19 protein-coding genes are annotated in these 20,475 nt (G+C 65.5%); 16 read left to right on the top strand and 3 right to left on the bottom strand.

The features are described from left to right. Nucleotides 1–125 precede the first annotated feature (125 nt). From carA to DWG20_RS02460, 7 genes are all read left to right on the top strand, one after another. Entirely contained in the window at nucleotides 126–1,256 is a 1,131-nt protein-coding gene (gene carA / locus DWG20_RS02490; RefSeq protein ID WP_115432268.1) for a glutamine-hydrolyzing carbamoyl-phosphate synthase small subunit, read from the top strand. A 55-nt stretch (nucleotides 1,257–1,311) separates the two neighbouring features. Then, a complete protein-coding gene (leuE, locus tag DWG20_RS02485; protein ID WP_115432267.1) occupies nucleotides 1,312–1,959 on the top strand; it encodes a leucine efflux protein LeuE in 648 nt (215 codons plus the stop codon). Nucleotides 1,960–1,979: 20 nt separating this feature from the next. Next, complete coding sequence (gene carB / locus DWG20_RS02480; RefSeq protein ID WP_115432265.1) at nucleotides 1,980–5,186, top strand: carbamoyl-phosphate synthase large subunit; 3,207 nt, start codon at nucleotides 1,980–1,982, stop codon at nucleotides 5,184–5,186. 150 nt (nucleotides 5,187–5,336) lie between these two features. Continuing rightward, the gene (gene greA, locus DWG20_RS02475) at nucleotides 5,337–5,813 is read left to right on the top strand and encodes a transcription elongation factor GreA (RefSeq protein WP_115432263.1); all 477 of its coding nucleotides are present in this window, start codon (nucleotides 5,337–5,339) and stop codon (nucleotides 5,811–5,813) included. A 35-nt stretch (nucleotides 5,814–5,848) separates the two neighbouring features. Continuing rightward, complete coding sequence (locus DWG20_RS02470; RefSeq protein ID WP_115432262.1) at nucleotides 5,849–6,277, top strand: DUF4149 domain-containing protein; 429 nt, start codon at nucleotides 5,849–5,851, stop codon at nucleotides 6,275–6,277. 207 nt (nucleotides 6,278–6,484) lie between these two features. Next, on the top strand, nucleotides 6,485–7,846 hold the full coding sequence (rsxC, locus tag DWG20_RS02465; protein WP_220271999.1) for an electron transport complex subunit RsxC: 1,362 nt from the start codon (nucleotides 6,485–6,487) through the stop codon (nucleotides 7,844–7,846). Beyond that, nucleotides 7,750–8,781 (top strand): RnfABCDGE type electron transport complex subunit D, encoded by a 1,032-nt coding sequence (locus DWG20_RS02460; RefSeq protein WP_342767282.1) that lies wholly within the window; start codon nucleotides 7,750–7,752, stop codon nucleotides 8,779–8,781. Before rsxC ends, DWG20_RS02460 begins: the two co-directional genes overlap by 97 nt. A 47-nt stretch (nucleotides 8,782–8,828) precedes the next feature. On the opposite strand, the gene yhbY is transcribed toward DWG20_RS02460, so the two are convergent. Beyond that, entirely contained in the window at nucleotides 8,829–9,146 is a 318-nt protein-coding gene (yhbY, locus tag DWG20_RS02455) for a ribosome assembly RNA-binding protein YhbY (RefSeq protein ID WP_115432260.1), read from the bottom strand. 189 nt (nucleotides 9,147–9,335) lie between these two features. Between yhbY and rlmE the strand changes: the two genes are divergently transcribed. From rlmE to glmM, 4 genes are all read left to right on the top strand, one after another. Next, nucleotides 9,336–9,953: a 23S rRNA (uridine(2552)-2'-O)-methyltransferase RlmE gene (gene rlmE / locus DWG20_RS02450; RefSeq protein WP_115432259.1), complete on the top strand. Its 618-nt coding sequence runs from the start codon at nucleotides 9,336–9,338 to the stop codon at nucleotides 9,951–9,953. A gap of 78 nt (nucleotides 9,954–10,031) precedes the next feature. Then, a complete protein-coding gene (gene ftsH / locus DWG20_RS02445) occupies nucleotides 10,032–11,948 on the top strand; it encodes an ATP-dependent zinc metalloprotease FtsH (protein ID WP_281269936.1) in 1,917 nt (638 codons plus the stop codon). Nucleotides 11,949–12,020: 72 nt separating this feature from the next. Further along, entirely contained in the window at nucleotides 12,021–12,860 is an 840-nt protein-coding gene (folP, locus tag DWG20_RS02440) for a dihydropteroate synthase (protein WP_115432258.1), read from the top strand. Between the two features lie 47 nt (nucleotides 12,861–12,907). Then, the gene (gene glmM, locus DWG20_RS02435; RefSeq protein ID WP_115432257.1) at nucleotides 12,908–14,242 is read left to right on the top strand and encodes a phosphoglucosamine mutase; all 1,335 of its coding nucleotides are present in this window, start codon (nucleotides 12,908–12,910) and stop codon (nucleotides 14,240–14,242) included. Nucleotides 14,243–14,347: 105 nt separating this feature from the next. On the opposite strand, the gene alr is transcribed toward glmM, so the two are convergent. Further along, nucleotides 14,348–15,433 (bottom strand): alanine racemase, encoded by a 1,086-nt coding sequence (gene alr, locus DWG20_RS02430; protein ID WP_115432256.1) that lies wholly within the window; start codon nucleotides 15,431–15,433, stop codon nucleotides 14,348–14,350. A gap of 102 nt (nucleotides 15,434–15,535) precedes the next feature. Here alr and DWG20_RS02425 point away from each other — a divergent pair, with 102 nt between their 5' ends. Then, on the top strand, nucleotides 15,536–16,168 hold the full coding sequence (locus DWG20_RS02425) for a DedA family protein (RefSeq protein WP_115432255.1): 633 nt from the start codon (nucleotides 15,536–15,538) through the stop codon (nucleotides 16,166–16,168). Nucleotides 16,169–16,266: 98 nt separating this feature from the next. Here DWG20_RS02425 and DWG20_RS02420 read toward each other — a convergent pair whose 3' ends face one another. Further along, complete coding sequence (locus DWG20_RS02420; RefSeq protein WP_115432254.1) at nucleotides 16,267–16,596, bottom strand: FKBP-type peptidyl-prolyl cis-trans isomerase; 330 nt, start codon at nucleotides 16,594–16,596, stop codon at nucleotides 16,267–16,269. A 149-nt stretch (nucleotides 16,597–16,745) separates the two neighbouring features. Between DWG20_RS02420 and DWG20_RS02415 the strand changes: the two genes are divergently transcribed. The 4 genes from DWG20_RS02415 to DWG20_RS02400 all read left to right on the top strand — a co-directional run bounded on the left by DWG20_RS02415 (nucleotide 16,746) and on the right by DWG20_RS02400 (nucleotide 20,113). Next, nucleotides 16,746–17,525 (top strand): DUF2189 domain-containing protein, encoded by a 780-nt coding sequence (locus DWG20_RS02415; RefSeq protein WP_115432253.1) that lies wholly within the window; start codon nucleotides 16,746–16,748, stop codon nucleotides 17,523–17,525. Nucleotides 17,526–17,532: 7 nt separating this feature from the next. Next, nucleotides 17,533–18,486, top strand: coding sequence for a D-2-hydroxyacid dehydrogenase (locus tag DWG20_RS02410; protein ID WP_115432252.1), 954 nt, complete (start codon nucleotides 17,533–17,535; stop codon nucleotides 18,484–18,486). A gap of 414 nt (nucleotides 18,487–18,900) precedes the next feature. Then, entirely contained in the window at nucleotides 18,901–19,593 is a 693-nt protein-coding gene (locus DWG20_RS02405) for a class I SAM-dependent methyltransferase (protein ID WP_115432251.1), read from the top strand. Continuing rightward, nucleotides 19,583–20,113 (top strand): chalcone isomerase family protein, encoded by a 531-nt coding sequence (locus DWG20_RS02400; protein WP_181880956.1) that lies wholly within the window; start codon nucleotides 19,583–19,585, stop codon nucleotides 20,111–20,113. The genes DWG20_RS02405 and DWG20_RS02400 overlap by 11 nt, the downstream gene beginning before the upstream one ends. Nucleotides 20,114–20,475 lie beyond the last annotated feature (362 nt).

Genomic DNA, 20,475 nt, shown 5'->3' with positions numbered 1-20,475 from the left:
AAAGCAGAAAAGCGTTAAGATTGAAAAGTTTAACCAAACGGGATTGGGCCGATGCCCGGTCCCGTTCTTCACATCCATAATCCGAAAAAATACACGCAGTGCAGATAGCAGACAGGAGCCAGCCAGTGTCAACCGTACCCGCGATCCTTGCCTTGGCTGACGGTACCCTCTTTACCGGCAGTGCCATCGGAGCCACCGGCCACACCGTCGGCGAAGTGGTGTTCAACACCGCCATCACCGGGTATCAGGAGATCCTCACCGATCCGTCCTACACCAGGCAGATCGTTACCCTGACCTACCCCCATATCGGCAACGTCGGCGCGAATTCGGAAGATACCGAGTCCCGCGCCGTTTTTGCGGCCGGCCTGATCATCCGTGATCTGCCGTTGCTGCACAGCAACTTCCGCGCCGAAGTGTCGCTGTCCGATTACCTGAAACAGCACAATGTCGTCGCGATCGCCGACATCGACACGCGCAAGCTGACCCGCCTGCTGCGCGAAAAAGGCGCGCAGGCCGGCTGCATCATGGCCGGCGACGACATCGATCCGGCGCGCGCGGTCGAACTGGCCAAGGGCTTCGGCTCGATGGCCGGCCAGGACCTCGCCAAGGTCGTCAGCTGCACCGAGCCGTACGCGTGGACCGACCGCGAATGGCGCCTCGGCCAGGGCTACACCGCCCAGACCGAGCCGAAATACCACGTGGTCGCCTACGACTTCGGCGTGAAGCACAACATCCTGCGCATGTTGGCCGAGCGCGGCTGCAAGCTGACCGTGGTCCCGGCCGAGACCCCCGCGAAGGACGTGCTGGCGCTCAATCCGGACGGCGTGTTCCTGTCGAACGGCCCGGGCGACCCCGAGCCGTGCGACTACGCGATCGCTGCGATCAAGGAGATCGTCGAGACCCGCCTGCCGGTGTTCGGCATCTGCCTCGGTCACCAGCTCTTGGGCCTGGCGACTGGCGGCCAGACGTCGAAGATGAAGTTCGGCCACCACGGTGCGAACCACCCGGTGCAGGACCTCGATTCCGGCCGCGTGATGATCACCAGCCAGAACCACGGCTTCCAGGTCGACGAGACCAGCCTGCCGGCCAACGTGCGCGTCACGCACCGCTCGCTGTTCGACGGCACCGTGCAGGGCATCGCGCTGACCGACCGCCCGGCGTTCTCCTTCCAGGGCCACCCGGAAGCGAGCCCGGGCCCGGAAGACGTCGCCTACCTGTTCGACCGCTTCATCAAGGCGATGGACGACAAGGCTTAAGCGCAAGCGGCCCCGCGCGGGACGGGATTCAACCTTCAACGAAAGAGAGGCAAACATGTTCGGCGTCACCGACCTGGCCACCTACGTTCTGGGAACGATCGCGATCATCCTGCTGCCGGGGCCCAACTCGCTGTACGTGCTGTCGGTGGCGGCGCAGCGCGGCGTGAAGAAGGGCTACCAGGGGGCCTGTGGCATCTTTCTGGGCGACTTCATCCTGATGGTGCTGTCGGCGACCGGCGTGGCCGGTGTGCTGAAGGCCAACCCGGGGCTGTTCTTCGTCCTGAAGTACGCCGGCGCGGCCTATCTCGCGTGGGTCGGCATCCAGATGCTGATCGGCGCGTACAAGCGCCTGCGCCATCCGCAAGGGTTGGCCGAGGTCGCCGCGGGCAAGGTCGACAGCAGCGACCCGTTCAGGAAGGCGCTCGTCATCAGCCTGTTGAACCCGAAGGCGATCCTGTTCTTTGTGTCCTTCTTCATCCAGTTCGTCGACCCGGGCTATCCGCATCCGGTGCTCACCTTCGCGGTGCTGGGCGTCATCGTGCAGACCTTCAGCGCGCTGTACCTGACCGCCGTGATCTTCATCGGCGTGCGCGTGGCCGACGAATTCCGACGCCGCCAGAGGCTCGCCGCCTCGATGAGCGGCGGCGTCGGCGCAATGTTTATCGGCTTTGGCGCCAAGCTCGCCACCGCCAGCATGAATTAACCCGATTATTGAGTGAAGCAATGCCAAAACGCACAGATATCAAGAGCATCCTGATCATCGGCGCCGGCCCGATCGTCATCGGCCAGGCCTGCGAATTCGACTACTCCGGCGCACAGGCATGTAAAGCCCTGCGCGAAGAGGGTTACAAGGTCATCCTGGTGAACAGCAACCCGGCCACCATCATGACCGACCCGAACATGGCCGACGTCACCTACATCGAGCCGATCAACTGGCAGGTGGTCGAGAAGATCATCGCCAAGGAGCGACCGGATGCGATCCTGCCGACGATGGGCGGCCAGACCGCGCTGAACTGCGCGCTCGATCTGGCGAAGAACGGCGTGCTGGAAAAATACAAGGTCGAGCTGATCGGCGCGACCGAAGACGCGATCGACAAGGCCGAGGACCGCGGCCGCTTCAAGGAGGCGATGGCCAAGATCGGCCTGTCGTGCCCGCTGTCCTTCGTCGCGCACACCATGGAAGAGGCGCTCGAAGCGCAGGTCAAGGTCGGCTTCCCGACGCTGATCCGCCCGTCGTTCACCATGGGCGGTTCGGGCGGCGGCATCGCCTACAACGGCGAAGAATTCCTCGCGATCTGCGAACGCGGCTTCGAGGCGAGCCCGACGCACGAACTGTTGATCGAGCAATCGGTACTCGGCTGGAAAGAGTACGAGATGGAAGTCGTGCGCGATAAGCACGACAACTGCATCATCATCTGCTCGATCGAGAACTTCGACCCGATGGGCGTCCACACCGGCGACTCGATCACCGTGGCTCCGGCGCAAACGCTGACCGACAAGGAATACCAGATCATGCGCAACGCTAGCTTAGCGGTGCTGCGCGAGATCGGCGTCGACACCGGCGGCTCCAACGTCCAGTTCGCGACCAACCCGGACACCGGCGAGATGATCGTGATCGAGATGAACCCGCGCGTGTCGCGTTCGTCTGCCTTGGCTTCGAAAGCCACCGGCTTCCCGATCGCCAAGATCGCCGCCAAGCTGGCGGTCGGCTTCACGCTCGACGAACTGAAGAACGACATCACCGGCGGCAATACGCCGGCGTCGTTCGAGCCGTCGATCGACTACGTCGTCACCAAGATCCCGCGCTTTGCGTTCGAGAAGTTCCCGCAGGCCGACGACCGGCTGACCACGCAGATGAAGTCGGTCGGCGAGGTGATGGCGATGGGCCGCACGCTGCAGGAATCGATGCAGAAGGCGCTGCGCGGCCTCGAGACCGGCCTGTCCGGCTTTGACGAGCGCACCACCGACCTGACCGAGATCCGCCACGAACTCGGCACGCCGGGTCCGGAGCGCATCCTCTACGTCGCCGACGCCTTCCGCGCCGGCCTGTCGCGCGACGACATCTTCGCGGTCAGCAAGATCGACCCGTGGTTCCTCGCGCAGATCGAAGACATCGTCGGCGAAGAAAAGGCCTTGGCCGGCCGCAAGGTCGACAGCCTCGAATTCGCCGAACTGCGTCGCCTGAAGCGCAAGGGCTTCTCCGACCGCCGTCTGGCGCAACTGCTGAATACCGAGCAGGGCGCGGTGCGCGCCCGTCGCTGGGGGCTGAACCTTCATCCCGTCTACAAGCGCGTCGACACCTGCGCGGCCGAGTTCGCGACCAACACCGCGTACATGTACTCGACCTACGACGAAGAGTGCGAGTCGCAGCCGACCGACAAGAAGAAGATCATGGTACTCGGCGGCGGTCCCAACCGCATCGGCCAGGGTATCGAGTTCGACTACTGCTGCGTGCACGCGGCGCTGAGCCTGCGTGAATCGGGTTTCGAGACCATCATGGTCAACTGCAACCCGGAAACCGTGTCGACCGACTACGACATCTCCGACCGCCTGTACTTCGAGCCGCTGACGCTCGAAGACGTGCTCGAGATCTGTCGCGTCGAGAAGCCGTACGGCGTGATCGTGCAGTACGGCGGCCAGACGCCGCTGAAACTGGCGCGCGCGCTCGAAGCGAACGGCGTGCCGATTATCGGCACCACGCCGGACATGATCGACGCCGCCGAAGACCGCGAGCGCTTCCAGAAGCTGTTGCAGGAACTCGGCCTGAAACAGCCGCCTAACCGCACCGCGCGCACGCCGGCCGACGCGATGAAGTTGGCCGAGGAAATCGGCTACCCGCTGGTCGTCCGCCCGTCCTACGTGCTCGGCGGCCGCGCGATGGAGATCGTCCACGAGCCGGCCGACCTCGAGCGCTATATGCGCGAGGCGGTCAAGGTGTCGAACGACAGCCCGGTGCTGCTCGACCGCTTCCTGAACGACGCGATCGAGGTCGACGTCGACGCGGTGTCCGACGGTGAGCAGGTCGTGATCGGCGGCATCATGCAGCACATCGAACAGGCCGGCGTCCACTCGGGCGACTCGGCGTGCTCGCTGCCGCCGTACAGCCTGCCGGCGTCGATCCAGGACGAGATTCGCCGCCAGACCGTCGCGATGGCCAAGGCGCTCAACGTGGTCGGCCTGATGAACGTGCAGTTCGCGGTGCAGGGCGAGACCATCTTCGTGCTCGAAGTGAACCCGCGCGCGTCGCGTACCGTGCCGTTCGTGTCCAAGGTCACCGGCGCGCCGCTGGCGAAGATCGCCGCGCGTGCGATGGCCGGCATCACGTTGGCCGAGCAGGGCTTCACCGCCGAAATCGTCCCGCCGTACTACGCGGTCAAGGAAGCGGTGTTCCCGTTCATCAAGTTCCCGGGCGTCGACACCATCCTCGGCCCGGAAATGAAGTCGACCGGCGAGGTGATGGGCGTGGGCAAGACCTTCGCCGAAGCGTTCGTGAAGAGCCAGATGGCCGCCGGCGACCGCCTGCCGAAACAGGGCAAGGTGTTCATCTCGGTACGCGACAGCGATAAGGCCGGCGCGGTCGACGTCGCCAAGGAACTGGCGCGTCTGGGCTTCAAGCTGTGCGCGACGCGCGGCACCGCGAAGGCGCTCGCCGACGCTGGGGTCGAGGTCGAGATCGTCAACAAGGTGAACGAGGGCCGTCCGCACGTCGCCGACTTCATCAAGAACGGCGAGGTGACGCTGCTGATCAACACCGTCGAAGAGAAGCGCCAGGCGATCCAGGACAGCCACACGCTGCGCCGCTCGGCCCTGCAGGCGCGCATCCCGCAATACACCACGCTGGCCGGTGCCAAGGCGGTCGCGGTGGGCCTCGCGCACGACGATTTCGACGTGTACAGCGTGCAGGAACTGCACGCCCAGCTTAACGCCTGAACCCGTAAAAACGAGTCGCGCTCGGCCAACCTTTGAACCGGGCGCGATTTCTCGTTAGAATGCTGCCGAATTAACCGATTTCCAAAGCCGCCGTCCCGTACGGCGGCTTCCGTTTTTGCAAGGCGGCCGGGCCGCCTTCGGGAGAGAACCATGATCAAAGTGCCGTTGACCGTTCGCGGGGCGGACCTTCTTAAGCAAGAGCTGCAGCGTCTGAAGAGCGTCGAGCGTCCCAGCGTGATCGCCGCGATCGCCGAGGCGCGCTCGCACGGCGACCTGTCGGAGAACGCCGAATACGACGCCGCCAAGGAACGTCAGGGCTTCGTCGAAGGCCGTATCGCCGATCTCGAAGGCAAGCTGTCGAACGCGCAGGTCATCAATCCGGTCGAGCTCGACGCCGACGGCCGCATCGTGTTCGGCGCGACCGTCCAGCTGATGGACCTGGAGAGCGAAGAAGCCGTCCGCTACCAGATCGTCGGCGACGACGAGGCCGACATCAAGTCCGGCATGGTTTCAGTGAACTCGCCGATCGCGCGCGCGCTGATCGGCAAGGAAGCCGGCGACGTCGCCGAGGTGATGGCGCCGGGCGGCATCCGCGAATACGAAGTGCTGGACGTCCACTACATCTGAGCCACCGCACCGGCTGGCGCGCAAGGGGAGTGAGCATGAACGGAGTGCGGGCGATCGCGATCACCTTCTGGATCGGCGGCATGTGGGTCGTTGGTCTGGTGGTGGCGCCGGTGTTGTTTTCCCACCTCGACAAGGCCACCGCCGGCATGGTCGCCGGCCGACTGTTCGCCGCGATCGCGTGGGTAGGGCTGATCTGCGGCACCTTGCTGCTGGTCGATTCGGTGTGGCAGAACGGCGTGCGCGCGTTCAAGACGCTCGCGCTCTGGCTGATCGTCGGCATGCTCGCGTGTACGCTGATCAACCACTTCGCGGTCACGCCGATCATCGCCAACCTGAAGGCGCAGATGAGTCAGGCCGCAACCGGCGCGTTCGGCGGCGGCTTCGCCACCTGGCACACCATCTCCAGCCTGATCTACCTGGTGCAAAGCCTGATGGGACTAGTGTTCGTGCTGCGCAAGGAATAGCGCGCGGCTTGCCGGATGCAAAAGGGGAAACCTCAGGGTTTCCCCTTTTTCGTTGTCTGTGCCGAGTGTGAAAATGGGAATGGGTTGTATTTGCAAATGATAATAGATATTATTCGCAAAATTGCGGTCCACCGTTCGCGCGGCGGGCCGTAGACCGATCCGAAACCCTTGTCGTGGAACCTTGCCGTGCCGTCTACCAGTCCAGTCTTGTTTGCCAAAGGCAGCGCCATTCCGTGGCTGCAGCGCCTGCTGCAGCCCCTTCGCAGGCGAGGCCGTGGCTGGAGTGGCGGGGTCAAGCTGCCCGAGCACAAGGCGCTCTCCAGCCAGGCCCCGATCCAGTCGCTGGCGCTAGCCGGCTACCGGCTGGACATTCCGCTGGTCAACGGTCGCAGTCGGGCAGAGGCCTGTGTGAGCGTGGGGCAGCGGGTACTCAAGGGCGAGGTGATCGGGCGCGGTCCTGCCGGTACGGTCTGGGTGCATGCGTCGACATCCGGCACGGTCTGCGACATCGGCCTCTGCCATCTGGCGGATGCGGACGAAGCGGTGCCCTGCGTCAGCATCGAAGCGGATGGGTTGGACGAATGGGGAACGAGGCGCGCACTGGGCAGCAAGGTCAGCCCGACCGAGTTCGCCGAGTTCGCGCTGGAGATGGGCTTGGTCGGGCTCGGTGGCGCGGGTTTCCCGACTGGGCTGAAGCTGGCAGGGGCCAGCAGCCCCGATGTCCTCTTGATCAACGGCGCCGAGTGCGAACCCTTCATGAGCTGCGACGACAGGCTGATGCGCGAACGCGCCGCCGACATCGTCGCCGCGGCGGACTATCTGGCCGACGTGATGGAGGTCGGGCAGGTGCGCATCGGGGTGGAGCCCAACAAACCCGAGGCGATCGCCAGCCTGCGCGCGGCGGCGGCCTCGGCGGGCAGCCGGGTCGACGTATGCGAGTTGCCGCATCGCTATCCTGCCGGCGGTCAGCCGCTGCTGGTGAAAAGCCTGAGCGGGCGCACCCTGGCGCCGGGCATGCTGCCCGCCGAAATCGGCGTGATGGTGCTGAATGTCGCCACCGTCTACGCCCTGGGTCGGGCGGCCTTACTCGGCGAACCGCTGGTTTCCCGGGTGGTGACGGTGACCGGCCATGTCGACCATCCCGGCAATGTCGAGGTGGCTATCGGCGTGCCGGTGGCGAAGCTGCTGGAACTCGCCTCTCCGCGCGACGGTGGCCGTGGCGTGCAGGTCGGCGGGCCGATGATGGGGCGGCTGCTGTCCCACCCCGAAGCGGTGATCGCCAAAACCACTTCTTGCCTGATCGCGCGCTCGGACGCGTTGTTTCCTGAGCGCGCCGAGGCCGGCGACTGCATTCGTTGCAACCGTTGTGTGGACGTCTGCCCTATGGCGCTGCAGCCGCTCAAGCTCTATGACGCCTTCGAGCGCGGTGACCGCCTAGCCCTGCAGCAGGAGCAACTCGGCGCGTGTATCGAATGCGGCGCGTGCAGTTATGTCTGCCCGAGCAATCTGCCGCTGCGCGACAGTTTCCGTACCGCCAAGCGCACGATCTACTTGGGGGCACGGCAATGAGCTGGCGGCCTGCCACGGTGCCGGGCATCATGCTGGCCGTGGTGCTGGCGCTGTTGCCCGGTACCGCGCTGCACGCCTGGCAATTCGGCACGGTCGTGCTGATGCAAACCGCCTGGTGCGTGCTGTTTGCGTGGCTGGTGGAGGCGGGCTGTCTGCGCTTGCGCGGGCTGCCGTTGCGTCGCGGCTTGGCCGACCTGAGCTGGCTCGTCAGCGGATGGCTGATGGCCCGCGCGCTGCCGGTCATGGTGCCGGTATGGATGATGCTGCTGGCGATGGTGGTGGCCTTGGGGATCGTCAAACACGGCAGCGGCGGTTTGGGGCGCAACCGCTTGAATCCGGTGATGGCGGGGCTCGGCGTGATCGCCGTGTGCTTCTACCAACTGCTCTATCCCGCCCCTTCGTTGCTGGCGCCGTGGACGCGCGAACTGGGCCTGGCCGAGGTGCTGGCCCAGCAGCTGATGCTCGCGCCGCGCCTGCAGATGGATGCGCTCAGCAGCGCGACCCCGTTGGCCACAGGGTTGCTGGACGAGGCGGCACACTACCTGTCCTGGATAGGCTACCTGGCCGGTGGCGTGCTGCTCGCGGTGATCCGCGTGATCCGTCTGGAAATTCCGCTGGCGATGATGGCCAGCTCGACGCTGTTGTGTATGCTGGCTGGCCATAGCTTTGTCGAGGGCTTGCATAGCCTGACACTGGGCGGTTACCTGTTCGCTGCCTTCTTCATTGCTACCGATCCGGTGACCAGCCCGGATAGCCGTCTTGGGCGCGTCCTGTTTGGTGTGCTCATCGGTGCCGTGACGGAAATGGTGCGCGAATTTGGGCTCTACGCCGACGGCCTGTGTTTTGCCATCCTCACCGGCAACCTGCTTGTGCCACAACTCGACCGGCTGGCCCGGCGCCTGCACGCGCCAACACGACGCTGGCAGCGGGCATGAAAAACGGTGGCCCTTGGCCACCGTTTTTTTTCGACGTGCAGACGGGTTTACTTGGCCTGCTTCTTGGTCTTGGGCGGGACGATGCGCTGCTTGTCCGACGGGCGCCAGAGCACCAAGAGCTTGCCGATATGCTGGACCTGTGCGGCGCCGAGTTCGTCGCAGATCTTCTCATAGAGGGCGACGCGCGCTTCGCGGTCGTCGCCGGCGACGCGGACCTTGATCAGTTCGTGGGCGTCGAGGCTGATGGCGATTTCGCGGACGACCGACTCGGTCAGACCGTTGTTGCCGACGGTGACCACCGGGTCGAGGTGATGGGCGAGCGCTTTCAGGTACTTACGCTCGACCGGGTTGAGTTCGATTTTCATGGCTGGGTATTCGAGGCAAAAGTCGATTTTACTAAACTTCGGCGTTTTTTTCGGGTTTTTCCCAACAATGGGCGTGCATCGCCGCTCGGTGCGTGCTGTTTTGGCGGCGCTCCACGGGTATCATGTCAGCGTGGGGCGAGGCGCGGCGCGCGTCGCCGCCGCTCAAGGCAGATCGAACGAAGGCGCACTATGGCACGCAGCAAGACCAGCAAGGGCTGGTTGCAGGAACACGTGAACGACCACTACGTTCACCAGGCACAGAAGGACGGCTACCGCTCGCGCGCCGCCTACAAATTGCTCGAAATCAATGAGAAGGACAAGTTGATCCGTCCGGGTGGGATCATCGCCGACCTCGGCAGCGCGCCGGGCAGCTGGTCTCAGGTGGCCGCGCGCCTCGTCGGCGACAAGGGGCGCGTGTTCGCGCTCGACATCCTGCCGATGAACGCGATCGCCGGTGTCGACTTCATCCAGGGCGACTTCCGTGAAGACGCGGTGCTCGACGAGTTCGTGCGCCTGCTGGACGGGCGCGCGCTCGATCTTGTAATTTCGGATATGGCCCCCAATATCTCCGGCATGAACGCCATCGACCAGGCGAGAAGCTTTCACCTGACGGAACTTGCGCTCGAATTTGCGCGTGAGCATCTGAAACCCGGCGGTCACTTCCTCGTCAAAGTTTTTCAGGGAAGTGAATTCCAGTCCTACCTGAAAGCGATGCGGGAAACCTTCGCCGAAGTGCAGACCCGCAAGCCGAAGGCGTCGCGCGACCGTTCCAACGAGATCTACCTGTTGGGCAAGGGGCGGCGCTGACAAGCGGATGGGTCGGGTTTACAATCGAAACACATATATACGGGCAAGCAACGTCAGCGCACATAGGAGTCCGTTCGCGTGAACAATAGCATCCTCAAAAACATCGCCATCTGGGTCATCATCGGCCTGGTGCTCATGACGGTGTTCAACCAGTTCAACAAGCGCCAGGAAGCCCAGAACCAGATCGAGTATTCGCAGTTCATCAGCGACGTCGAGACGGGCAAGGTGCAGTCGCTGACCATCGAAGGCCATCCGCTGCGCGGCCAATGGCTCAAAGGGAAACGGACCGACGGCACCACCTTCGCGACCTACTCCCCGTACGATCCGCAACTGGTCGACGACCTGATCAAGAACAACGTGCGCTTCTCGGCCAAGCCCGAAGAAGAGCCGAGCATGCTGATGAACATCTTCATCAGCTGGTTCCCGATGCTGCTCCTGATCGGCGTGTGGATCTTCTTCATGCGGCAGATGCAGGGCGGCGGCAAGGGCGGCGCGTTCTCGTTCGGCAAGAGCAAGGCACGCCTGCTCGACCAGGACACCAACACCGTCACCTTCGTCGACGTCGCCGGTTGCGACGAGGCGAAGGAAGAGGTGAAGGAGATCGTCGACTACCTGCGCGATCCGTCCAAATACCAGACCCTCGGTGGCCGGATCCCGCGCGGCATCCTCTTGTGCGGCTCGCCGGGTACCGGCAAGACCTTGCTCGCCAAGGCGATCGCCGGCGAAGCGAAGGTGCCGTTCTTCAGCATTTCGGGTTCCGACTTCGTCGAGATGTTCGTCGGCGTCGGCGCGGCGCGCGTGCGCGACATGTTCGAGCAGGCGAAGAAAAACTCGCCGTGCATCATCTTCATCGACGAGATCGACGCGGTAGGCCGTCAGCGCGGCGCCGGCCTCGGCGGCGGCAACGACGAACGCGAACAGACGCTGAACCAGCTCTTGGTCGAAATGGATGGCTTCGATACCAACAGTACGGTGATCGTGATCGCCGCGACCAACCGTCCGGACGTGCTCGACCCGGCGCTGCAGCGCCCGGGCCGCTTCGACCGCCAGGTCGTCGTGCCGCTGCCCGACATCCGTGGCCGCGAGCAGATCCTGAACGTGCACATGCGCAAGGTGCCGATCGCCGCCGACGTAGACGGCAACGTGATCGCGCGCGGTACGCCGGGCTTCTCCGGTGCCGACCTCGCCAACCTGGTGAACGAGGCCGCGCTGTTCGCCGCGCGCCGCAACAAGCGCCTGGTCGACATGCTCGACTTCGAGGCCGCCAAGGACAAGATCATGATGGGCGCCGAGCGTCGCAGCATGGTGATGAGCGAGGAAGAGAAGAAGAACACCGCCTACCACGAGTCGGGTCACGCGGTGGTCGCCAAGCTGTTGCCGAAGTCCGACCCGGTGCACAAGGTCACTATCATCCCGCGCGGTCGCGCGCTGGGCGTGACGATGCAGCTGCCGGAGGGGGACCGTTACGCCTACGACCGCGGCTACCTGCTCGACCGGATCGCGATCCTGTTCGGCGGCCGCATCGCCGAAGAGCTGTTCATGAACCAGATGACCACCGGCGCCTCGAACGACTTCGAACGCGCGACGCAGATGGCGCGCGACATGGTGACCCGCTACGGCATGTCCGACAAGCTCGGCCCGATGGTGTACGGCGAGAACGAGGGCGAAGTCTTCCTCGGCCGCTCGATCACCACGCACAAGAACGTGTCGGAAGCGACGATGCAGCAGGTCGACTCCGAGATCCGCCGCATCATCGACGAGCAGTACGGCCTCGCGCGTCGCCTGCTCGAAGAGAACCGCGACAAGGTCGAGGCGATGACCGCCGCGCTGCTGGAGTGGGAAACCATCGACGCCGAGCAGATCGACGACATCATGGCGGGTCGCCCGCCGCGTCCGCCGAAGCCGAACGGCAACAACGTGACGACGCCTAAGAGCGGTGACACGCCGTCCGGTCCGGCTCCGGCGCCGACGACGGCCCCGGCTCAAGAAGTCTGATCCGGCGCCGCCGGTCGACGTCCCGCAACGAGGCGGCAGCGACGCTGCCGCCTTTCTCTTTTTCCACTTCCCATGCCCGAATTGCTCTGCGGCCGTTTCCGACTATCGCTCGATCGCCCCTTGGTGATGGGCATCCTCAACGTGACCCCCGACTCCTTCTCGGACGGCGGTCGTTTCGACCGCGTCGGCGCGGCGCTCGAGCGCGCGCGCCAGATGCTGGGGGAGGGGGCCGACATCATCGACATCGGCGGCGAATCGACGCGCCCTAATGCGCCCTTTGTCAGCCCCGAGGAAGAGCTCGCGCGCGTGCTGCCGGTGCTGCCGAGGTTGGCCGAGCTCGGCGTGCCGATTTCGCTCGATACGCGGCGCACGCGGGTGATGAAGGAGGCGCTCGCCTCCGGCGGCGTCGACCTGATCAACGACGTGTCAGCGCTCGAGGACGACGGCGCGCTCAACTTGCTGGCCTCGGCCAACGTCGCCGTCTGCCTGATGCACAAGCAGGGCAACCCGGATACGATGCAGGCCGATCCGAACTATGCCGACGTGGTCGCCGAGGTCGGCGCCTATCTCGCGCGTCGCGTGGCGCTGTGTCGCGATGCGGGCATCGCGCGAGAGCGTCTGCTAGGTGACCCGGGCTTGGGCTTTGGCAAAACCTTGGAGCATAATCTTGCGCTGCTGAAACACGTGCCGGCGCTTGAAGAAGCGGCCGGCGTGCCGATACTGATCGGCCTGTCGAGAAAGTCGATGCTCGGCGCGATCACCGGCGAAGCGGTGCCGGCCGAGCGGCTCGGCGCGAGCGTCGCAGGTGCCCTGTTGGCGGCCGAACGGGGCGTGCGCATCGTGCGCGTGCACGACGTGAAGGCGACGCGCCAGGCGCTGGACGTGTGGCAGGCGTGGCGCGGCACCCTCTGAACACGAAGAACGAGGTTGGCCGAGCGCCGGCCGCGAAGGAGATACCCATGAGCAGAAAATACTTCGGCACCGACGGCGTCCGCGGCGAGGTCGGCAAGTCGCCGATCACCCCGGAATTCGTGCTGAGACTCGGCTACGCCGCCGGCCGCGTGCTGGTCGACCGCGAACGCCACGCGCACCCGACGGTGCTGATCGGCAAGGACACGCGCATCTCCGGCTACATGCTGGAGGCCGCGCTGCAGGCGGGCTTTACCGCCGCCGGCGTGAACGTGCTGCTGACCGGCCCGCTGCCGACGCCGGGCATCGCCTACCTGACGCGCGCGCTGCGCCTGTCGGCCGGCGTGATGATCTCGGCGTCGCACAACCCGTACCAGGATAATGGCATCAAGTTCTTCGCCGAGGGCGGCAAGAAGCTCGACGACGCGGTCGAACTCGACATCGAGGCGATGCTCGAGCAGCCTCTGACTACGCTGTCGTCGCGCGAACTCGGCCGCGCGCGCCGCATCGAGGGCGCTGCCGAGCGCTACATCGAGTTCTGCAAGAGCACCTTCCCGAACGAGCGCGACCTCAAGGGCCTGAAGCTGGTGATCGACTGCGCGAACGGTGCCACTTATCACATCGCGCCCAAGGTGTTCCACGAGCTGGGCGCCGAGGTGATCACCATCGGCGGCGAGCCGAACGGCTTCAACATCAACGAGAAGGTCGGCGCGACCTATCCGAAGACGCTGCAGGCGGCGGTGCTGCAGCACGAAGCCGACTACGGCATCGCGCTCGACGGCGACGGTGATCGGCTGATCATGGTCGACAGCCGTGGCCAAGCCTACGACGGCGACATGCTGATCTACACCATCGCCAAGGCGCGGGCCGCGAAGGGCGAACTCGAGGGCGGCGTGGTCGGCACGGTGATGACCAACCTGGCGATGGAGCTGGCGCTCGAGGCGCGCGGCATCGGCTTCGGCCGCGCCAAGGTCGGCGACCGCTACGTGCTGGAAATGCTGCACGCCAGCGGTTGGGAAGTCGGCGGCGAGGCGTCCGGCCACGTGCTGTGCCTCGACAAGCACAGCACCGGCGACGGCATCATCTCGGCGCTGCAGGTCTTGAAGAGCCTGGCGGAACTTGACATGACGCTCGCCGACATCGGCCGCGACTGGCAGCCGTTCCCGCAGACCTTGATCAACGTGCGCCTGAACGGCCAGGACTGGAAGGCCGCGTCGGCCGCGCCGCTCGCCGAAGCCGAGGCCGCGCTCGCCGGTCGGGGCCGCGTGGTGCTGCGCCCGTCCGGGACCGAGCCGGTGGTGCGCGTGATGGTCGAAGCCGACGAGGCCGATCTTGCCAACCGCTGGGCCAAGGCGATCGCCGGCGCGATCGAGGATGCGGCCTGATTCGGGAGGCTCGGCCAACGTTGGCCGAGCTTTAGGCCCATGAAAAAACCGCAGCCCTGGCTGCGGTTTTTTGTGTGTGCGGGCGGACACAAAGCTTGGACCGACTCATGCTTGGCCGAGCCCCGCATCCGAGTACACTCGCGGCACGCGCGGCGCGATCGCGCACATCAGCTCGTAGCCGATGGTGCCGGCGGATGCGGCGACCGTCTCGATCGGCACGTTCGGTCCCCACAATTCGACCGTGCTGCCGACGCCGGCGGTCGGAAGATCGCTCAGATCGACCGCGAGCATGTCCATCGACACGCGGCCGACGAGGCCCGACGGCACGCCGTCGACCGCCACCGGCGTGCCGTTGTCCGCCACGCGCGGGTAGCCGTCGGCATAACCGCAGGCGACGATGCCGACGCGCATCGGCTTGTCTGCAATAAAGCGACGTCCGTAGCCGACCGCTTCGCCGGCCGCCAGCGTCTGCACGGCGATCACGTCGGCCGACAGCCGCATCGCGGCCTTCAGGCCCATCTCGCCCCCGAGCCGGTCGGCGAACGGAGAGCAGCCATAGAGGCAGATGCCGGGGCGCACCCAGTCGCAGTGCGTGGCGGGGAAGTCCCACAGCGCCGCCGAATTGGCCGCGCTGACCGGCAGGCCGAGCCCGCGCACCAGCGGCTCGAACGTCGCCCATTGTTCTTCGACCCCCGCCGTATCGTCGGCGGTGGCGAAGTGGGTCATCAGCGCGCCGATGCTGACCTGTGGCATCGCGGCGAGCTCGGCCAACACGGCGGCCAGTTCTGCCGGCCGAAAGCCCAGGCGGTTCATGCCGCTGTTGACCTTGGGCCAGACCTCGACCGGGCCCGGGGCGGCCGCCAGCCATGACAGTTGATGCACGCCGTGCACCGCGCCCGACAGCAGGTAATCGGCCATCGTTTTCACCTCGCCCGCGTCGAACGGCCCCTCGAGCAGCATGATAGGCGCGGTGACACCGTCAGCGCGCAGCGCGAGCGCGTCCTCGACGTTCAAGAGCGCAAAACCGTCCGCGACGTCGGCGAGCGCCGCGGCGACCCGGCGGATGCCGTGACCGTAGGCGTCGGCCTTGACCACCGCCCAGGCGCGGCTTTTCGGCGCTTTCTGCTTGGCGAACAGATAGTTGTGGCGGATGGCGTCGAGGAAGATTTCGACCCGGATGGGGCGCGTCATGAGATTGGTCCCGGAACGAGGTGTGCTATTATAGGCCGCTCAAGCCGGGCTCAATACCGGGCCCGCGCACCGGGCCCAAGCGGCAGCGACAGCCGGGACAAAATGGATATCCTGCAGATTCTCATCGACTTCTTCACCGGTTACGGCTACTTGGCCGTGTTCCTGGTCCTGCTGGCCTGTGGCTTTGGCGTCCCCATCCCCGAAGACATCACCCTGGTCGCCGGCGGCATCATCTCCGGCCTGGGCTACGCCAACGTCCACACCATGTTCGTCGTCGGTATGGCCGGCGTCTTGATCGGCGACGGCGTGATGTTCGCGCTCGGCCGTATCTACGGCCACAAGGTGCTGCGCATCCGGCCGGTGGCCAAGATCCTCACCGAAGAGCGCTTCCACCAGGTGCAGGAAAAATTCGCCAAGTACGGCAACTGGGTGCTGTTCGTCGCGCGCTTCCTGCCCGGCCTGCGCTCGCCGATTTTCCTGACTGCCGGCATGACCCGCCGCGTGCCGGTCTGGCGCTTCTTCGCGCTCGACGGCTTCGCCGCGCTGATCTCGGTCCCGGTGTGGGTCTACCTCGGTCACTTCGGCGCGTACAACCGCGACTGGCTGATGACGATGGTGCACCGCGGCCAGTCCGGGCTGTTGATCGCCGTCGGCCTGATGGCGATCGCGCTGGCGGTCTTCATCTGGAAGAAACACCGCGCGCGTGAAACGGCTTCCGACACCATCCATAAATAATCCCACGTTGGCCGAGCTTTCTAAAGAAAGCGCCCCCGTTTGATTCGATAGAAAAAGCCACCCTCGGGTGGCTTTTTCTATTTGGACGTCGTGCCGGCTCAGCCGAGCGACAGCAGCTCCACTTCGAAAACCAGCGTCGCATTCGGCGGGATCACGCCGCCGGCGCCGCGCGCGCCGTAGCCGAGTTCGGCCGGGATGGTCAGCTTGCGCTTGCCGCCGATCTTCATGCCCTGCACGCCCTGGTCCCAGCCCTTGATGACGTGGCCGGCGCCGAGCGGGAAGCTAAACGGCTGCGAGCGGTCCTTGCTCGAGTCGAACTTGGTGCCGTCGGTCAGCCAGCCGGTGTAGTGCACGGTGACTTCCTGGCCGACTTTCGCTTCGGCGCCGTCGCCGACGATCAGGTCTTCGATAATCAGTTCAGTGCTCATTGCTTCTTGTCCTCATGGTGGGTCCTGCCGGCATTGTAGCAGCGCAATCTGCATATCGCTCTTGATGGCAATCGGATGAGCGCTTGCTTATAAAGGAAAGAAGTTCGGGCCTACCCACCGTGTCGTACTTTTCTGCAAGGGGAACCTCCATGGACATCACGCACCTTCCTTCGCACGACCATCCCGTCGTCCGTCATGTCACGCCGGCGCACACGCTGCGCTGGCTCAAGATGGGCTACAAGGACTTCAAGCGCGCGCCGGCCGACTGCGCGTTCTACGGCATCATCTTCGTGCTGATGGGCTTCTTCCTGGCGTTCTACTTCGACCAGGCGCCGGAGTACGTGATCACCTTCTCGACGATCTTTCTGCTGGCAGGGCCATTCCTCGCGCTCGGGCTCTACGACGTGGCACGCCAGCTCGAAGCGTTCGGCGGTCGCGTCAACCTGATGCATACCATCACCTCGTGGCGGGTCAACATGCCGGCGTTCACACTGTACGCGGCCCTGCTCACCGTGCTGGTGTTCGGCTGGTTCCGCGTGTCGCTGTTGATGTTCGCGCTGTTCTTCGAAGGCCCGCTGCCCTCGCTCGACCAGGTCGTGTCGGCATCGTTCACCGTCGATAACATCGGTTTCCTCGTCGCCTATTTCGGCACCGGCTTCTTCTTCGCCCTCTTGGTGTATGCGATCAGCGCGGTGTCGATCCCGATGATGCTCGACAAGGAGATCGACACCATCAGCGCGATGGTCACCAGCCTCGTCGCCGTCTACAAGAACCTGCTGACGATGCTGCTGTGGGCCGCTATCATCGTCGCGATGACGGTAATCGGCTTCTTGACCTACTATGTCGGCCTCTTGTTCTTGATCCCGATCGTGGCTCTGGCCTCTTGGCATGCTTACCGGGATCTGATCGCCTACGAACTCGACCAATGAGCCGCCGATGACTCCACACCGTATCGTCTTTGTCGATCGGGACAGCCTGCCTGTCCCGATTTCCATTTCGGGCTTCCCCCACGAATATCGCGACTACCCGGCGAGCCGCCCCGAAGAGTTGGCCGAGCGCCTCGCCGCTGCCGACATCGTCATCACCAACAAGGTGCCGTTCAGTCGCGCGACGCTCGAGCAACTGCCAAATCTGAAGATGCTCGCCGTCGCCGCGACCGGCGTGAACATGATCGACCTGGCCGCTTGCAAAGAGCGCGGTGTCGCGGTCGCCAACGTGCGCCAGTACGGCGACCAGGCGGTCGCCGAGCACGCTTTCATGCTGATGATGGCGCTGATGCGCAACCTGCCGGCGTATCAGCGCGACGTGGCCGCCGGGCTGTGGGAGAACGCGCCGCAGTTCTGTCACTTCGGCGCGCCGGTGCGCGACCTGGCCGGCGCGACGCTCGCCATCGTCGGCGCGGGCGGCATCGGCCAGGCCTTGGCCGAGCGTGCGCGCGCCTTCGGCATGACTGTGCTCTTTGCCGAGCACAAGGGCGCGACGTCGGTACGCGACGGCTATACCGCGTTCGACGAGGTGCTGGCCTCGGCCGACGTGATCTCGCTGCATTGCCCGCTCAACGCGGCGACCGAGCACTTGATCGGCGAGGCCGAGCTGGTCGCGATGAAGCCGGGCGCGGTGCTGATCAACACCGCACGCGGCGGGCTGATCGACGAGAACGCGCTGATCGCCGCGCTCAAGTACGGCCAGCTCGGCGGCGCCGGCGTCGACGTGCTGTCTGAAGAGCCGCCGCGCAACGGCAACGTGCTCTTGAAGTCGCGGCTGCCGCACCTGATCGTCACGCCGCACGTCGCGTGGACGAGCCAGCAGGCGATGCGGGCGCTGGCGACGCAGGTCGCGGAAAACATCGAGGCGTTTGTCGCGGGGGAGAGCCTGAGGCGGGTGGTGTAGGCCCGAGATTAGGGTGTCGGGAACGGTTTAAGAACGGCGGCGGGATTCCCGCTGCCGTTTTTTTGTGCCCGTCCCTTGTATAGGACGACTCGTTGACAAGGCCGGAGGCGGGTCGGATAACAAGATAAGCACCGCCCCAAAAACCGGATCGTCGAGGCCCGTTCGTCGAAAAGCGTCGGAAAGGCCTGCTACGAGAGTGGCCTTGTCGGGTCCGGCATCGCCGGCTTGTCGTGCTTGCCCGGGCCGGCCACGAGTCACCGGTCGGCCGCAAGCGTTGATTAAGCTTGTACTCATGCGGCTGATGTTCGCCTGCCCCTCACCGTCTGGCTGAGGATCACCGGCAAGCGCTGTGGCCGCTCGCGAAACGGGTGCCCATTTTTCGGCAGACGAAACCCCATTCAAGCGGAGGACTGGATGAGCCCCCCTTCGACCCGACCGCTCGTCGCCTCTCACGCGCCGCGCCCCCTCCTGGAGCGGATGCTGCGCGGCGAGCTGGCGCTGCTGACGCCGGACAGGGGCAGCCACCGCTTTACCGGCCGCCTGCCCGGGCGTAGCGCCGAACTGACGATACGTGACTGGGCGGCCGTCCGGCACAGCGTGCTATCGGGCGACATCGGTCTGGCCGAGGCCTACCGCGCCGGTCAGATCGACTGCCGCGACATCAAGGGCCGCTACGACCACGTCGTGTCGATCGAGATGCTCGAAGCGGCCGGCGAGCGGGGGTGGCCGACCGGCTTCGGCGTGCTGCGCAAATGGATGAAGCCGGGCGGTAGCGCACGGGGGCAGGGGGTCACCATCGCCGACGAACACTTCACGCGCTACCGGCGCGGCATCGGCTTCATCCCACAGTACCTCTTCCCGGGCGGCATGCTGCCGTCGCCGACGGTACTCGCGAACGAGATCGCCACGGCGGGCCTCAGCCTTGTCAACCGTTTCGCCTTCGGCCACGACTACGCCGAAACGCTGCGCCGCTGGGCGCAGGCCTTTGAAGACGCCTTGCCCAGCGTGCATGTGCGCGGTTTCGACGAGGCCTTCGTGCCGCTGTGGCGCTTTTACCCGGCTTGCTGCGAGGCCGGCTTCTCGAGCGGACGTACCGATGTCTGGTAGCTGGAAATCCATCGTCCTTAGCCTCGCGCTCGTGGCGGCGATCACGCCCGTGTGGGCGGCGCTGCCTCCGCCGCTGGCCGGCCGTCAGCCGTCGCTGAAGGCGCGCGGCAGCGGCGATATGCGCTGGGCCGGGTTCAAACTCTACGAAGCGACGCTCTATACCGAAGCGGGCGGCGTGTTCGACTGGGCGCGGCCGTTCGCGCTCGAGTTGCGCTGCGCGCGCGACTTCGACGGCGACCAGATCGCCGAGGTGAGCCGCGGCGAGATCGACCGCGTCCGGCCGACGCCGGACCAGCGTTCGCGCTGGTCGGCGGCGGTACGCCGCCTGTTTCCCAGCTTGAACGCCGGCGACGTGATCGTCGGCGCGATGGACGCGGGCGGCGTCGCGTTCTGGCACAACGGCCGCTTTCTCGGGCGCGTGAACGAGCCGGCGTTCGCGCGCCGTTTTTTCGGCATCTGGCTCGACGCGGCGACGAGCGAGCCCGACTTGCGCGAATCGCTGCTAGGGAGAAAGCGGTAGTCGCGGCCGGCGCGTGTGCGCGCCGGCGACGACAAGGGGGCGCACGGGTTAGCTGACTGCCGGGACGGCGCACCTTCTGGTCGACATGAGCCTGCTCGGCGTGATGAACGGCGCCGCCGCGCTTCGGCCAACGTTCCGGCGGTCGAGAGCTCGCCGGCTGTGCTTCATCGTGCGTGAGCGCGTCGCAAGGGCCCGCGCGCCTTCGTCTTCTAGGGCTTCGAATAGGTCCTGATCGGCCGGCACGGCAGTGCTGGGCGACGACGGAACGCTCGCCGGACACCTCGAGACTGGAGAGCGGCCGAAGGCGTGTAAAGCAGCTGCCGCTGATCGGCGCGCGGCTTCGGTGGCTCAGCGGCGCAGCG

This window comes from Crenobacter cavernae (assembly GCF_003355495.1).
In the GTDB taxonomy this organism is placed as follows: domain Bacteria; phylum Pseudomonadota; class Gammaproteobacteria; order Burkholderiales; family Chromobacteriaceae; genus Crenobacter; species Crenobacter cavernae.
The sequence above is the reverse complement of the archived record's forward strand: the minus strand, read 5'-3'. Positions and strand labels throughout refer to the sequence as shown.

What these genes read in the sequence shown, in the direction of transcription:
- DWG20_RS02410 (WP_115432252.1), top strand. Translation starts at nt 17,533, where the DNA reads ATGACTCCACACCGTATCGTCTTTGTCGATCGGGACAGCCTGCCTGTC.
- DWG20_RS02415 (WP_115432253.1), top strand. Translation starts at nt 16,746, where the DNA reads ATGGACATCACGCACCTTCCTTCGCACGACCATCCCGTCGTCCGTCAT.
- DWG20_RS02400 (WP_181880956.1), top strand. Translation starts at nt 19,583, where the DNA reads ATGTCTGGTAGCTGGAAATCCATCGTCCTTAGCCTCGCGCTCGTGGCG.
- DWG20_RS02460 (WP_342767282.1), top strand. Translation starts at nt 7,750, where the DNA reads ATGCGGCGCGTGCAGTTATGTCTGCCCGAGCAATCTGCCGCTGCGCGA.
- alr (WP_115432256.1), bottom strand. Translation starts at nt 15,433, where the DNA reads ATGACGCGCCCCATCCGGGTCGAAATCTTCCTCGACGCCATCCGCCAC.
- rlmE (WP_115432259.1), top strand. Translation starts at nt 9,336, where the DNA reads ATGGCACGCAGCAAGACCAGCAAGGGCTGGTTGCAGGAACACGTGAAC.
- DWG20_RS02470 (WP_115432262.1), top strand. Translation starts at nt 5,849, where the DNA reads ATGAACGGAGTGCGGGCGATCGCGATCACCTTCTGGATCGGCGGCATG.
- DWG20_RS02420 (WP_115432254.1), bottom strand. Translation starts at nt 16,596, where the DNA reads ATGAGCACTGAACTGATTATCGAAGACCTGATCGTCGGCGACGGCGCC.
- DWG20_RS02405 (WP_115432251.1), top strand. Translation starts at nt 18,901, where the DNA reads ATGAGCCCCCCTTCGACCCGACCGCTCGTCGCCTCTCACGCGCCGCGC.
- glmM (WP_115432257.1), top strand. Translation starts at nt 12,908, where the DNA reads ATGAGCAGAAAATACTTCGGCACCGACGGCGTCCGCGGCGAGGTCGGC.
- folP (WP_115432258.1), top strand. Translation starts at nt 12,021, where the DNA reads ATGCCCGAATTGCTCTGCGGCCGTTTCCGACTATCGCTCGATCGCCCC.
- DWG20_RS02425 (WP_115432255.1), top strand. Translation starts at nt 15,536, where the DNA reads ATGGATATCCTGCAGATTCTCATCGACTTCTTCACCGGTTACGGCTAC.
- leuE (WP_115432267.1), top strand. Translation starts at nt 1,312, where the DNA reads ATGTTCGGCGTCACCGACCTGGCCACCTACGTTCTGGGAACGATCGCG.
- carB (WP_115432265.1), top strand. Translation starts at nt 1,980, where the DNA reads ATGCCAAAACGCACAGATATCAAGAGCATCCTGATCATCGGCGCCGGC.
- yhbY (WP_115432260.1), bottom strand. Translation starts at nt 9,146, where the DNA reads ATGAAAATCGAACTCAACCCGGTCGAGCGTAAGTACCTGAAAGCGCTC.
- greA (WP_115432263.1), top strand. Translation starts at nt 5,337, where the DNA reads ATGATCAAAGTGCCGTTGACCGTTCGCGGGGCGGACCTTCTTAAGCAA.